Below are 11,985 nucleotides of genomic sequence, written 5' to 3'. Positions count from 1 at the left end.
CTGATTCTGGTCGGTCAATAATCGTTCCCGAACGGGTAAGCCTTGCCAAGGCCTGCCCAGCACTGCATTCTCGCCAAAAAACACGCATGACAGTGTTTACCAGCGGGGGCTGCGGAGACTGCGATGTTGACGACCGAGTTGCGAGCGAATGCCAGCCCAACCCATGGATGTGCCGGGACGGTGAACGAAGGGCTGGGAGCTGTGCAGCGGGCCATCGACCTGGAAGGGCTGTGGCAAAGCAGCTTGCAGCTGGTGCAGACCAGTTTGCATCATCATTCCTGCAGTCTGATGCTGGGCATCGATGACTATCAGCCGGTGGCCGCGCGCCATCATGTGCAGACTGCGCTTCAGCCCGGCTATGTGCCCGCTACCAGCCTGACCGTGTCGCGGCCGTTCCTGGCCAGCCATCCGAAAATTCAGCTCTATACGTTTTCGCAAATCGCTTCCGAAGATCCGCACGCCCACGCCCGCCGTTTGGCGCAAGAGGCGGGCTCGGACGAGTGGTGCGAATTCGTGCATCTGGCGTTCTGGAATGAAACCGTGCCGCAAGCGGTGTTCAGTATCCGGCGCAGCTCGCGGCAGGCGCAGTTCACCGCCGATGAGCTCAGCTTCTTGGAACAGATCTATCCAGCCATCGACGCCGGCTTGTACCGTTTGCGCGCCTTGGAAAAAGAGCGTTTCAGGTCGTTCGCTTATGAGCAGGCCTTGCAGCGTTCGGCGGCCCCAACTTTGTTGACCGATGCACGCGGCAACGTACTGTTCGCCACGCCGGATGGTCGTCGCTTGTCGGCGCGTTGGGCTCAGGCGTTGGGTGTGCCGCTGGATGCGGATGAGCTGTCCGCCGATCTGATGCGTGTCATCAAGGCGCGTCGCTTTGCGGAGCCCGACGAGGCGGCGCAAACGCTGCGCCATCCTATGGATGCGAACTTGTCCGTCACGCTCGACTCGAGCTGGTTCGGCTCGGGCCTGCAGCTGCAGCCGTGCTATCTGTTGCAGTTCGCTGCCGCGGACGAGCGTCCGGCGGCCCGTGAGCGCGCCAGCGAAGTTCTGAATCAGCTTTCGCCGAGCGAGCGTAAGGTGGCGTTGCTGGTGGCCGAAGGGCTGCGCAACGAACAGATCGCGCAGCACTTGTCGCGCTCTCGCCGGACCATCGAGTCGCAGCTCAATGCCATTTTCGGCAAGCTCGGCCTGGTGTGCCGCGCGCAGCTGGTCAAAGCCCTGTCCTGATTCCAGCGCTTGCACTCAGCGCTGCCGGCTGTTTCGGCCCGCGGCGCTTTGGGTGTTTTCTTTGATGTTCGCTTGCTCGGGCCGGGACCAGAATCGGTCGAATGTGCCCGTGCCGGGTGCTTCCCCAAAGGTTGACTCATGATGTGGCGTTCCCAGCGGCGATGGCTGTTCGCTTTGGTATTGGTCTTTGCTGGGGCCGCGGCCCAGGCATTCGACGCAGGTCAGATATACGGCTACCTGCAGCGCTTGCAGACCGATTCGGGCGCGCCGGGCGTGTCCGCCGCGGTGGCGGTCAACGGTGAGATCGTATTCTCGGGCGGCTACGGCATCGCCGATCTGCAAAGTGGCATGCCGCAGAACGGCCGCAGCGTTCATAACATCGGCTCCATTTCCAAGACTCAGGCCGTGGTCGCGGTCATGCAGCTGGTGGAGCGGGGCAAGCTCGACCTGGATGCGCCGGTACAAACCTGGGCGCCGTGGTTTCCCAAGAAACAAAAGCCCATCACGCTGCGGATGGTGCTGACTCACACTTCCGGCATTCGTCATTACAAGGACGGCGAATTCGGCCCGGCCGAAGTGCTGTCGTTCCGTCAGTACGACAACATCGAAGAATCCACCCGCTTCTGGCGCGACGATCCGCTGATGTTCGAGCCCGGCAAATATTGGATGTACTCCTCGTTTGCCACCAACCTGTTGCATGCCGTGGTCGAAGCGGCCAGCGGCCAGGGCTTCGAAGACTACTTGCGTAAGAATGTCTGGCAGCCGGCCGGCATGGTCGACACCCAGTTCGACGTCCCGGCGCGCATCGTGGCTCGTCGCGGCAAGGGTTACGAGCTGAACCGCAAGAGCGGTCAGTGGGAGAACGCGCAGGACGAGAACGTCAGTTACAAATATGCCGGCGGCGGCATGATCTCCACTGATGAAGACCTGCTGCGCTTCGCCAGCGCGTTGAATGCCGGCAAATTGTTGAATGCGAAGTCGCTGGCCGAGATGTATCGCTTGCAGCTCGCGCCGGACATTCAGACTCCGCCTGAAGAGGGCAAGAGCCAACGTAAGCCGTCGCCATCGCGTGGTTTGAGCCAAGCGCTGATCTGGCGAGTCGGTAAAGATGCGTCAGGCCGTGCGTATGCTGGGCACTCGGGCGCCGTGAAGGGCACCGGCAGCATGCTGCTCAACTACCGGGACCAGAACGTGGTGGTGGCCCTGCACATCAATGGCGACAGCGGCAAGGTCAGTGTCGAGTCCGCGGCGGACGCGCTGGCGCAAATGTTTCTTCCTGCGGGCGCGCAAGTCTCGCAAGCCAATCGCTTCGATGTGCTGATCAAAGGCGGCACCATCGTCGACGGCAGCGGCAAGGCGCGCTTCAAGGCTGACTTGGGTATCACCGGCGACACCATCGTCGCGGTCGGCGATTTGTCCGGTGCCGGCGCGGCTCGCACCATCGACGCCGCTGGCAAGATCGTGACGCCGGGTTTCATCGACCTGCACGCTCACACGGCCGACGTGGACGATGGCTTGCTGTCCAAGGATCCTCGCCGCCGGGCTGCACAGAACTATGTGGCGCAGGGTGTGACTACGACGCTATCCAATCCTGACGGCTATCAGGCGCACACCGCCGACGACAAGGTCATTCCGTTATACGAACAACGCCAGGCGCTGGCGGCTGCGGGCATCGGCATCAATGTCGCGCTGACCAACGGTCACAACGCGCTGCGCGAGCAGGTGATGACGGGCGATATGAAGCGCCCGGCCAACGCCGCGGAAATTCGCCAGATGCAGGAAATCCTGCGGCAGGACATGGCGTCGCAAGGCTCGTTCGGTTTGTCGTTGGGCGTCGAATATTTCAGCGCGCGCTATTCCGATCTGAACGAGGAAGTGGAGCTGGCGCGAGTCGCCGCCGAATACAACGGCATTTTCATTCCTCACTTGCGCAGCCAGGGCATTTCGCCGATGTGGTATCGCCCGAGCATCGATGGCGACTCGCCGCCGACCTTGGACGATTCGATTGCTGAAACCTTGGCGGTCGCCGAACAGACCGGCGTCACCGCAGTGTTCACACATATGAAGGCATGGGGGCCGGGCTATCGCGGCCAGGCGCAGAAGATCGTGGATCGGTTGCAGGCCGCGCGCGATCGCGGTTCGAAGATTTATATGGACATCTATCCCTACGACAGCAGCGGTTCGGACGGCACGTTCGTGGCGCTGCCCGACTGGGCCATCAGCAGCGGCCAGCGGCCGAAACAAGGTGAGAAGGCCGACTACGCGGCGACGCTGACGGAAACGTTGAAGAAGGCCGATGCCAAGCGTCGCAACGATCTGGCGCGCGACGTCAAACATCAGCTCGCATTGAAGGGCGGACCGGAGAACGTGCGTATCCTCGAATATCCCAACGCCAAGTACGTGGGCAAGAGCTACGCCGAGCTGATGAAGATGCGCAAGCTCGACGAGGTCGCGCTGGCCATTGCGCTCCAGAAGGAAGGCAATCCGAGCTGGCGCGGCGGCGCCAAGATGCGTTCTTTCAGCATGGCTGAAGAAGACATCGCGGCGTTCTACAAGCCGGATTGGGCGGCGACGTCGACCGACGGTTGGGTGGTGCTGCCGGAAGAAGCGGTGGGCGACAAGAAGTACGAGAACACCAATCGGCGTTGCTTCGGCAGCTATCCGCGTCGCCTGGCCTATTACTCGCAGCAGCTCGGTGTCGACACGCTGGAGCACGCTGTGCGCTCGGCCAGCGGCCTGCCGGCAGAGATTCTGCGCATTCAGGATCGCGGCCGCATCGCTGCCGGCATGAAGGCCGACGTGGTGGTGCTGGACCTGGCCACGCTCAAGGACAACACCACGTTCCTGGAACCCAACGAGTATCCCAGCGGCATCGATCATGTGCTGGTGAACGGCCGTGCGGCCGTGGATGGCGGCAAGCGCACTCTGACGCTGTCGGGCCGCGTGCTGTCGGCGTCGCCGCGCACCTGAGGCTACCGGGTTGGCGGTACACTGTCGGCCTTTGCCGGCCAGTGTACCGCCCGCCATGAATTCGCCGTTCCTAGACACCGCCCTTGAAGCCGCCCGCGCGGCTGCCGAAGTCATCCGCCGCTACTATCAGCGCAATCTGCAGGTCACCATCAAGGCCGATAAATCGCCGGTGACCGACGCCGATGTCGAGACCGAGAAGGTCATCCGCGGCATCATCAGCTCCCGCTTCCCCTCGCATGGCTTCTACGGCGAAGAAACCGGCCAGAGCGCCATCGACGCCGAGTACCTGTGGCTGGTCGATCCCATCGACGGCACCAAAGCGTTCGTGCGCGAATATCCGTTCTTCTCGACTCAGATCGCGCTCATGCATCGGGGTCAGCTGATCGTCGGCGTGTCGTCCGCGCCGGTGTACGGCGAACTCGCCTGGGCCGAGATCGGCAAGGGTGCGTGGTTGAACGACAAGCCGCTCAAGGTGAGCGACATCGATTCGGTGGAGCTGGGCGCGATTTCCGCCGGCAATCTCAAGACGTTGGCGAGCGGACCGAAGTGGGATCGTTTCGGCAAGCTGGTGGCCCGAGCGCATCGCATCCGTGGCTACGGTGACTTTTTGCACTATCACTTGCTGGCGGCCGGCAAGATCGATGTGGTGATCGAGTCGGACGTGAACATCCTGGACATCGCCGCCTGCTCGGTAATCGTCACCGCGGCCGGTGGCACATTCACCGATCTCGATGGCAAGGCGTTGACGTTGGAGACCACGTCGGTGCTGGCGAGCAACGGTAAGTTGCAGTCGACCGTGCTCGGCGCCCTGAGCTGATTTTTCCTCGCCTGAGCGGTTACTGCTTCGACCAGCGAATTTCCGCCGCGGTCATCGGACCGATCAGCACTTGTCGTAACGACTCCGGCGTTTCGGATTCGGTCGCCGATTGTGGAATGCGACCGCCCATCAGTTCGGCGCTGGTTTGCGGCAGCAGCGGCTGCTTGCTCGGATCCGCATAGCCAATCGGGTGCAGCGGTTGGCTGGTGCGTGGATCGTATTTATCGCTCGCACCCAACGTATGTAACAACTCGTGCGCGGTGATGACGTCGTTCGAGCCGATCATGGAGCGCTCGGCGAATACATTCACCACGCCATACAACCCTTTCTGCATGCCGACGGAATGACTCAGCGTCGGTGTCAGTGCTGGGTTGTGATACACGACGAACAACTTCACATCCGGCGCGCCGGGTGGGTCGGGCGTCTGCCATGCCCAGTAACGCATCCGCAGGCTCCACCAGACCACGCCTAACATGTTCGCGTTTCTGGCCAGGGCCGGAGGCTGGCTGTGTAACTGCGGTGCCGCTCGGAAGCGCACGGGGCGTTCCAGGGTCAGGCCCCAGTGGCGTGCTTCCTGGTCGAAGAATTTTTCCAAGTTCTCGAAACGATCGGCTTGCAGGCCGGCGATGAACTGATCGGCTTCGGCGCTGCCGTCGCCGTTGATCGGATATACCGCGACGCGTAATGGGGTGTTCCAGTCGGTGGAATAAACGCGGTCGAAATAGGCGTTCAGCGCGACGATCAGCAGGATCAGCAACAGCACCAGGATGCGGAGATTGCGCCACATGCTGGCGACCTTACCCGGTGTGCCAGCCCGCCGCAGCGGGCGGACGTCTCAGTTCCCCGATTCCACTCTCAAATCGGTGAGCTCGCCATTGTCGGCGCTGTAGCAGACGGTCATCGGTTGGCAACAAACGGAACAGTCCTCGATGTATTCCTGCGATTCCACGGACAGGTCCAGGAACAGAGTGATGACTTCGCCGCAATGAGGGCAAGTGGTTTCAGCGGTGGTTTCGAGCATGGTGCTACAGCCAGAAGGCCCTTTTGATCCAGTCGATTTCGTGTTCGGCTTTGCCGGCCGTGATTGCGATGACGTCGAAACGCGCAGGGTGGCGGCGGAGTTCGGGCTTTTTCATCAGCAGATGCTCGGTGGCTAGCGCCAGGCGCTTTTGTTTCCTCCAATCGATCGAAGCGGCGGGGCCGCCGTAGTCTTTGCTGGACCGATAGCGGACTTCGACGATGACCAGCGTGTTGCCATCCATCATGACCAGGTCGAGCTCACCCATTTTGCAACGATAATTGCGAATCAGGAGTTTCAAGCCGTGCTGTTGCAGATGGCGCAGCGCCAGCTCCTCGCCCAGCAAGCCAATGGCTTTGCGCTCGCGATCGTCCATGATCGTCTCCGTAGCTCGTCATTCCCAACGTGGCAGGCATGACCTCATGCCCGGCGGCGAGCTTGGCATGGCGCCGGCGGAGATTGTTCGCGATTATTTGTGTATTCGTGCGCGGTGGCGGGGGTTACCTCGCCGCCGTTGCGGCTGTGCCTAGCGGCAGGGCGCGGCCGCCGGAAACTTTAGCCCAGTCGAGTTCGCGTTTGACGTGGCCTTTGTCGTCGATGGACAGCAGGCCGGTCATGCCGGGGATGGCGTGTTGGCTGCCGAACTGGCCGGCTTTCAACAACGGCACGATGCGGCACGCATCGAAGCCGAAGGCGTACAAGCGACCACGGCCGCGAGCGCGAACGGGCCAGTGACGACTAAGCGCAGTGCGCAGTTGAGTGGAAGCAGCATCGGGAGAAATGACCCAAGGCATATCCGGGAAGATCACGCCTTCGAGATCGTTATTCGCCTGCGAATCCGGCTCGAAAATATCCGACGTGGCATACACCGGCAGATCTTCGGAAAGATGAAAGCTCAATCCCGGACGCAGCGACCGACCTTGCACCGGCTGTGCGCCGATGAAAACAAACTGCGCATCGCCACGCCGGCGGGGCTCAAATTCGAATCGCTGACCAAGCGTCGCTGATAACGCATTGGCGCGAGCGCGACTCTCGTTGATCAACAGCAACTCAGTAATGGGCTGCGAATAATCCCGCGCCGACGGATCATAAAACTTCATGCCGGCAATATCGCCGCCGAGCGTCTTCAGCTCCGCGTCGAACGCGCGATACACACGTTGGCCCCACTCATTGTTGGGTAACATCACCAGTCCTCGCATGCGTCCATCAGCAGCCACACGCTGAGCAACTTGTCGTGCCTCTTCTTCCGGATCGAGCGAGAACTGAAACAACAGCGGCGGCGGAGCAACGTTGTCCGCAGTCTGATTCAGCGCGAGCGTCAAAACCGAAGTCTCGCCGGAGCTGGCAATCGCAGTGACCTCATCCTTGGTCAGCGGACCAACGATGAACTGCGCGCCATCGGCAACAGCGCGACGATAAGCAGTGCTGGCTCCCATCTCCGCCGAGTCATAAACATTCAACACCGGCCGCCGGCTCGACTCCTGCTGTAGCAGCGCGGCGAGGAAGCCATCGCGCACAGCCATGCCAGCAGCCTGCTGACGTCCGGACAAGGGCAGAATCAACGCAATCTGAGTCGGATAATTCAAACCGACGCCCAACTGCGGCAACACATCTTCAGTGATCAACGAATTCGCTGGGTGCGACGGATAGCGAGTGCGCCACTGCGCGATATCTTCGTTCGCAGAAAACGGATTACGCGCAGTGACCAGGGCCGCGCGACCCAGATCCAACCAACCCGCGAGCGTCTGACTCGCGCCCGCCGGCGGCGTGAAGTCGGCATTGGCGGCGGCGCTCTTTTGCAAACCCTGCCAGATCAAGCGCTGATTGGCGCGAATCTCGTCCTGGCTGCTTAGCGTGCGTTCACGCTCCAGCGCGGTGCTCACCGCGGCAGCCGGTCGATTCAGCGCGAACAACGAGCGAGAGCGCACCTCCAGCACATCGCGAGTCAACTCGCTGGGAACGGGCTGAGGAATCCGATCGAGTTCGGCGAGGGCTTTGTCGCCACGACCGCCGCGCAAAGCCAGTTCCGCCGTCACCAACGAACGCAAACCGAAATCGGCACGAGGCAGCGAAGTGCTGACTTGATTCAGCAGCGACGTGGCTTGAGCAGTGTCGTCAGCACGGACGTATTCGCGCGCAGCCCGCAAAAAGAAGCGATCGCGCAGCTCACCCGGCTGTTGAGCCGCCATGGTTTCGTAGGCACGTGCAGCGCCACGATAGTCGCCTTTCCGGGACAGCGCCTCAGCCTGGCCGGCCTGTCGATCGGCGGTGGCGCCGGGCGATTGGTCCTGGACGACGGGCGGGGTGCATGCGGTGACGACAATCGCCAGTATGATGGAGATGAGCCAGGTCATCGCCACTCGAGCCGTCTTTGTGCCATTCATTTCCACTGCAACCTCTCGGCATGCGCCGCGTGCCGGCATTATAGAAGTTATGCGTCCCAGAAGAGTGAGTGCATGAGCGCTGGATCGAGCACGGAGCCTGCGGTAGCGCCCGGCACGCTGTACGTCGTAGCCACGCCGATTGGCAATCTTGGCGACCTCAGCACGAGGGCTCGCGAAGTGTTGGCGCGCGTTCAGCTGATCGCCGCTGAAGATACGCGGCACACCCGACAATTGTTGCAAGCGTTTGGCATCGACACGCCCCTTACTTCGTTGCACGAACACAACGAGATGCACAAGAGCGAGACGTTGATCGCGCGACTGCTCGCGGGCGAAGCCATTGCGCTGGTGTCCGATGCGGGCACGCCGCTGATCAGCGATCCAGGCTTCAATTTGGTCGCAGCAGCGCGCACACGCGGTGTTTCGATCGCAGTGATACCGGGGCCGTGCGCAGCCATTGCGGCGTTGTCGATTGCCGGATTGCCCACCGATCGGTTCGTGTTCGAAGGCTTTTTGCCCGCGAAAACTGCGGCTCGCGTGAGTCGACTGCGTGAACTGATCGATGAACAACGTACGATGATTTTCTACGAAGCGCCGCATCGCTTGCTCGAAGTTTTGCGCGATCTGGCGGCGGAGTTCGGTGCTGAGCGCAGCGCTTCGGTGAGTCGTGAACTCACCAAAAAATTTGAGACGACGTACACCGGCACGCTCGCGAATTTATGCGAAATCGCCGAGCAAAATGCCGATATGGCGCGAGGTGAGATCGTCATCATCGTGACTGGCCACACCGCACCCAAGAGCACGGCGCAGAGTCTCAACGCCGATCAGCTTCTTCGCGCGCTGCTCGAAGAGTTGCCACCATCGCAAGCGGCAAAAATCGCTGCGAAATTGACGGGAGAAAAGCGCGCTGACCTATACGCGCGCGCTATGCAGCTGGGCGGAAGTAAGCGCGAAGACTAACTTTGTCGCGCAAGTTAGCCCGGCGCGGGCTCGGCGCTTCTGTATCATGCGCGCTGGAGTCGGCCAGGCAACCGCTGCTCTTGCTTGCAAGGGTGGAGGAAAGTCCGGGCTCCTAGGGCAAGGCGCCAGGTAACGCCTGGGGGACGTGAGTCCACGGAAAGTGCAACAGAAAGCAAACCGCCTAAGCGTCTGGTTTCGGCCAGACGACGGTAAGGGTGAAAGGGTGCGGTAAGAGCGCACCGCGTCGGTGGTAACACTCGGCGGCACGGTAAACCCCGCCCGGAGCAAGACCAAATAGGGGAGCGCGCAGTGGAGTCTTCGGACTCGATTGCATGTGTGGCCCACACAGACTCCCGGGTAGGTCGCTGGAGGTACGCGGTGACGCGTATCGCAGATGAATGGTTGTCCACGACAGAACCCGGCTTATCGGCCGACTCCTTTTCCCCACTTCTAGACATCGTCAAGTTTTATTGAATGTCATTCAGCTGGTAGCGACACCTGCCAGCTGATTTACCAATAACTGTCGATAAAATCCTCACGAATGCCGAAACCATAATCGGCCCCGATTGAGGCGCCATCCGGCCGCTTTCTGCCCCGCAATTGCGCATTTCAGCGCGTTAAGGTTTTCCCTGTACTGGTTGGAATCACAGGTGCGGGCAAACCCTGGTATTCGTGCAGCGCCACGCAAAGAACATTTCCTAACTCATTGATATTCGTCAAGGCGGATTTTTCATTTCGGCTGCTGGGGAGCAGGTTCACGTTCTAAGTGCCTGTCGCTAAACAGGAAATGCCCCAAATTTTTTTGACCCGAGACATCACGGTACCTATAGTGCAAATCGGTGGGAAAAAGTGGGAACGTGTGGATCTTCGGTGGGGTTAGTGGGGCATGTTCAGGGGCGCAAACAAGGTCACTCTCGATAGCAAAGGTCGGCTCGCCATGCCGACGCGCTACCGCGAGCGCATCGAAGAGCGTTCCAACGGGCGATTGATCGCGACCGTAGATCGCGCCGATCGCTGTTTGCTCATTTATCCGCTGCCGGAGTGGGAAGAGATCGAGCTGAAGCTGCGTCGCTTGCCGACCTTGAATCCGGTCGCACGGCGTTTGCAGCGTTTGATGATTGGTCACGCCACGGACCTGGAGCTGGACACCTCCGGTCGCATCCTGATTCCGCCGAGCTTGCGTGAGTACGCGACGCTGTCGCGTACCGCGATGCTGATCGGTCAAGGCAACCGGTTTGAGTTGTGGGACGAGGCGTTGTGGAACGACAGCCGCGAGCAGTGGCTGAAGGTCGACGAGACCGCCGAGGAGCTGCCACCCGAACTCGAATCGCTGTCGTTGTAAGTGGCCCCGGTCATGTTGTCGCACACACCGGTGCTTCTGCAGGAAGTGCTGGTCGCGCTCGATATTCGCGAGGGCGGCCGCTATCTCGACGCCACGTTCGGTCGCGGCGGGCACAGCGCCGCGATTCTGGAGCGCGTCGGGCCGCAGGGAGCGCTGATTGCATTCGATCGGGACCCGGCAGCGATCGCCGCTGGGCGCGAACGCTTCGCCAACGATGGGCGGATGACTTTGGTGAGCAGTGCGTTTTCGCGGTTGGGCACGGTAGTGGCGCAGATGGGGCTGGAAGGCGCCATCGACGGCGTGCTGCTCGACCTCGGCGTGTCCTCGCCACAGCTGGACGATGCCGAACGCGGTTTCAGCTTCATGCAGGACGGTCCGCTCGACATGCGCATGGATGTGACATCCGGCGCGAGCGCTGCGGACTTCGTGGCGAAGGCGCCGGAGCACGAGATCGCTCGCGTGCTTCGTGATTTCGGTGAGGAGAAGTTTGCGAAGCGCATCGCGCGCGCCATCGTCGAGGCGCGTCGTGAGGCGCCGATCGTTAGCACGTTGCGACTCGCGGAAATTGTTTCGCAGGCGAATCCCAAGTGGGAGCCGGGCAAACATCCGGCGACGCGCACGTTTCAGGCCATTCGGATTCAGGTGAATCGCGAGTTCGAGGAAATACGAGCTGCCCTTGCCGGCAGCTTGAGCGCACTGGCGCCGCACGGCCGCCTGTGTGTGATCAGTTTCCATTCGTTGGAAGACAACATCGTCAAACGTTTCATGCAGGAGCAGTCGCAGGAAGATCCCGTGTACGCCGGCTTGCCCGACGTGCCTGCGCACGCCCGCCCGAAACTGCGCCGTGTCGGCAAGCCGATTCATCCGAACGAAGCCGAAGTCGCTGCCAATCCGCGCTCGCGCAGCTCGGTGATGCGAGTGGCTGAAAAGGTGGCGGCATGAGCGGCCGGGTCGCCATGTCGGTGTTGTGGGTGGCATTGCTCGGCGCCGCGATTGCGGTCGTGTGGAGCAAGCACGAAGCCCGCAGCATGTTCATCGAGTTGCAGCGGTTGCACGCCGAGCGCGACCGGCTGGATATCGAGTGGGGCCAGCTGAAGCTGGAACAGAGCGCCTGGGCCATGCATGGGCGCGTCGAACAAACCGCGCGCGTCAATTTGCAGATGGTCGTGCCGCGCCCCGATGAAGTGCGGATCGTGAAGCCATGATCCGTCGCGACGAAGGCAAACATTTTTCCCCAGAGCAATACCGCGGTCGCCTGCGGTTCGTGCTC

The 11,985-nt window shown here is 61.4% G+C and carries 11 protein-coding genes and 1 other RNA gene; 8 read left to right on the top strand and 4 right to left on the bottom strand.

What is annotated here, in order from left to right:
- The first annotated feature begins 123 nt into the window (after positions 1–123).
- The 3 genes from JNL55_RS10025 to JNL55_RS10015 all read left to right on the top strand — a co-directional run bounded on the left by JNL55_RS10025 (position 124) and on the right by JNL55_RS10015 (position 5,014).
- Positions 124–1,227: a helix-turn-helix transcriptional regulator gene (locus JNL55_RS10025; RefSeq protein ID WP_293852569.1), complete on the top strand. Its 1,104-nt coding sequence runs from the start codon at positions 124–126 to the stop codon at positions 1,225–1,227.
- A 138-nt stretch (positions 1,228–1,365) separates the two neighbouring features.
- A complete protein-coding gene (locus JNL55_RS10020) occupies positions 1,366–4,197 on the top strand; it encodes a serine hydrolase (protein ID WP_293852567.1) in 2,832 nt (943 codons plus the stop codon).
- Between the two features lie 55 nt (positions 4,198–4,252).
- Complete coding sequence (locus JNL55_RS10015; protein WP_293852565.1) at positions 4,253–5,014, top strand: inositol monophosphatase family protein; 762 nt, start codon at positions 4,253–4,255, stop codon at positions 5,012–5,014.
- Between the two features lie 19 nt (positions 5,015–5,033).
- Here the strand turns inward: JNL55_RS10015 and JNL55_RS10010 are convergent, their stop codons facing one another.
- From JNL55_RS10010 to JNL55_RS09995, 4 genes are all read right to left on the bottom strand, one after another.
- Positions 5,034–5,801 carry a hypothetical protein gene (locus JNL55_RS10010; protein ID WP_293852563.1) on the bottom strand — a complete coding sequence of 256 codons (768 nt, stop codon included), beginning with the start codon at positions 5,799–5,801 and terminating at the stop codon, positions 5,034–5,036.
- A gap of 48 nt (positions 5,802–5,849) precedes the next feature.
- Positions 5,850–6,035, bottom strand: a complete 186-nt coding sequence (locus tag JNL55_RS10005) for a CPXCG motif-containing cysteine-rich protein (RefSeq protein ID WP_293852561.1) — start codon at positions 6,033–6,035, stop codon at positions 5,850–5,852.
- 4 nt (positions 6,036–6,039) lie between these two features.
- A complete protein-coding gene (locus JNL55_RS10000; protein WP_293852559.1) occupies positions 6,040–6,408 on the bottom strand; it encodes a YraN family protein in 369 nt (122 codons plus the stop codon).
- Positions 6,409–6,532: 124 nt separating this feature from the next.
- Positions 6,533–8,416: a penicillin-binding protein activator gene (locus JNL55_RS09995; protein WP_293852557.1), complete on the bottom strand. Its 1,884-nt coding sequence runs from the start codon at positions 8,414–8,416 to the stop codon at positions 6,533–6,535.
- 72 nt (positions 8,417–8,488) lie between these two features.
- Here JNL55_RS09995 and rsmI point away from each other — a divergent pair, with 72 nt between their 5' ends.
- From rsmI to ftsL, 5 genes are all read left to right on the top strand, one after another.
- Positions 8,489–9,373 (top strand): 16S rRNA (cytidine(1402)-2'-O)-methyltransferase, encoded by an 885-nt coding sequence (gene rsmI, locus JNL55_RS09990; protein WP_293852555.1) that lies wholly within the window; start codon positions 8,489–8,491, stop codon positions 9,371–9,373.
- A 55-nt stretch (positions 9,374–9,428) separates the two neighbouring features.
- An RNA gene (gene rnpB / locus JNL55_RS09985) (RNase P RNA component class A) lies at positions 9,429–9,815 on the top strand.
- Positions 9,816–10,259: 444 nt separating this feature from the next.
- Positions 10,260–10,715, top strand: coding sequence for a division/cell wall cluster transcriptional repressor MraZ (gene mraZ / locus JNL55_RS09980; protein WP_293852554.1), 456 nt, complete (start codon positions 10,260–10,262; stop codon positions 10,713–10,715).
- Positions 10,716–10,727: 12 nt separating this feature from the next.
- Complete coding sequence (rsmH, locus tag JNL55_RS09975; protein ID WP_293852552.1) at positions 10,728–11,657, top strand: 16S rRNA (cytosine(1402)-N(4))-methyltransferase RsmH; 930 nt, start codon at positions 10,728–10,730, stop codon at positions 11,655–11,657.
- On the top strand, positions 11,654–11,920 hold the full coding sequence (gene ftsL / locus JNL55_RS09970; protein WP_293852550.1) for a cell division protein FtsL: 267 nt from the start codon (positions 11,654–11,656) through the stop codon (positions 11,918–11,920). Before rsmH ends, ftsL begins: the two co-directional genes overlap by 4 nt.
- Positions 11,921–11,985: the final 65 nt, after the last annotated feature.

The sequence above is a fragment of the Steroidobacter sp. genome (assembly GCF_016790065.1).
Taxonomy (GTDB): Bacteria; Pseudomonadota; Gammaproteobacteria; order Steroidobacterales; family Steroidobacteraceae; genus Steroidobacter.
This window is presented reverse-complemented; position numbering and strand designations above follow the sequence as displayed.

What these genes read in the sequence shown, in the direction of transcription:
- JNL55_RS09995 (WP_293852557.1), bottom strand. Translation starts at nt 8,416, where the DNA reads ATGAATGGCACAAAGACGGCTCGAGTGGCGATGACCTGGCTCATCTCC.
- JNL55_RS10015 (WP_293852565.1), top strand. Translation starts at nt 4,253, where the DNA reads ATGAATTCGCCGTTCCTAGACACCGCCCTTGAAGCCGCCCGCGCGGCT.
- JNL55_RS10000 (WP_293852559.1), bottom strand. Translation starts at nt 6,408, where the DNA reads ATGGACGATCGCGAGCGCAAAGCCATTGGCTTGCTGGGCGAGGAGCTG.
- mraZ (WP_293852554.1), top strand. Translation starts at nt 10,260, where the DNA reads ATGTTCAGGGGCGCAAACAAGGTCACTCTCGATAGCAAAGGTCGGCTC.
- rsmH (WP_293852552.1), top strand. Translation starts at nt 10,728, where the DNA reads ATGTTGTCGCACACACCGGTGCTTCTGCAGGAAGTGCTGGTCGCGCTC.
- JNL55_RS10025 (WP_293852569.1), top strand. Translation starts at nt 124, where the DNA reads ATGTTGACGACCGAGTTGCGAGCGAATGCCAGCCCAACCCATGGATGT.
- JNL55_RS10010 (WP_293852563.1), bottom strand. Translation starts at nt 5,801, where the DNA reads ATGTGGCGCAATCTCCGCATCCTGGTGCTGTTGCTGATCCTGCTGATC.
- JNL55_RS10020 (WP_293852567.1), top strand. Translation starts at nt 1,366, where the DNA reads ATGATGTGGCGTTCCCAGCGGCGATGGCTGTTCGCTTTGGTATTGGTC.
- ftsL (WP_293852550.1), top strand. Translation starts at nt 11,654, where the DNA reads ATGAGCGGCCGGGTCGCCATGTCGGTGTTGTGGGTGGCATTGCTCGGC.
- JNL55_RS10005 (WP_293852561.1), bottom strand. Translation starts at nt 6,035, where the DNA reads ATGCTCGAAACCACCGCTGAAACCACTTGCCCTCATTGCGGCGAAGTC.
- rsmI (WP_293852555.1), top strand. Translation starts at nt 8,489, where the DNA reads ATGAGCGCTGGATCGAGCACGGAGCCTGCGGTAGCGCCCGGCACGCTG.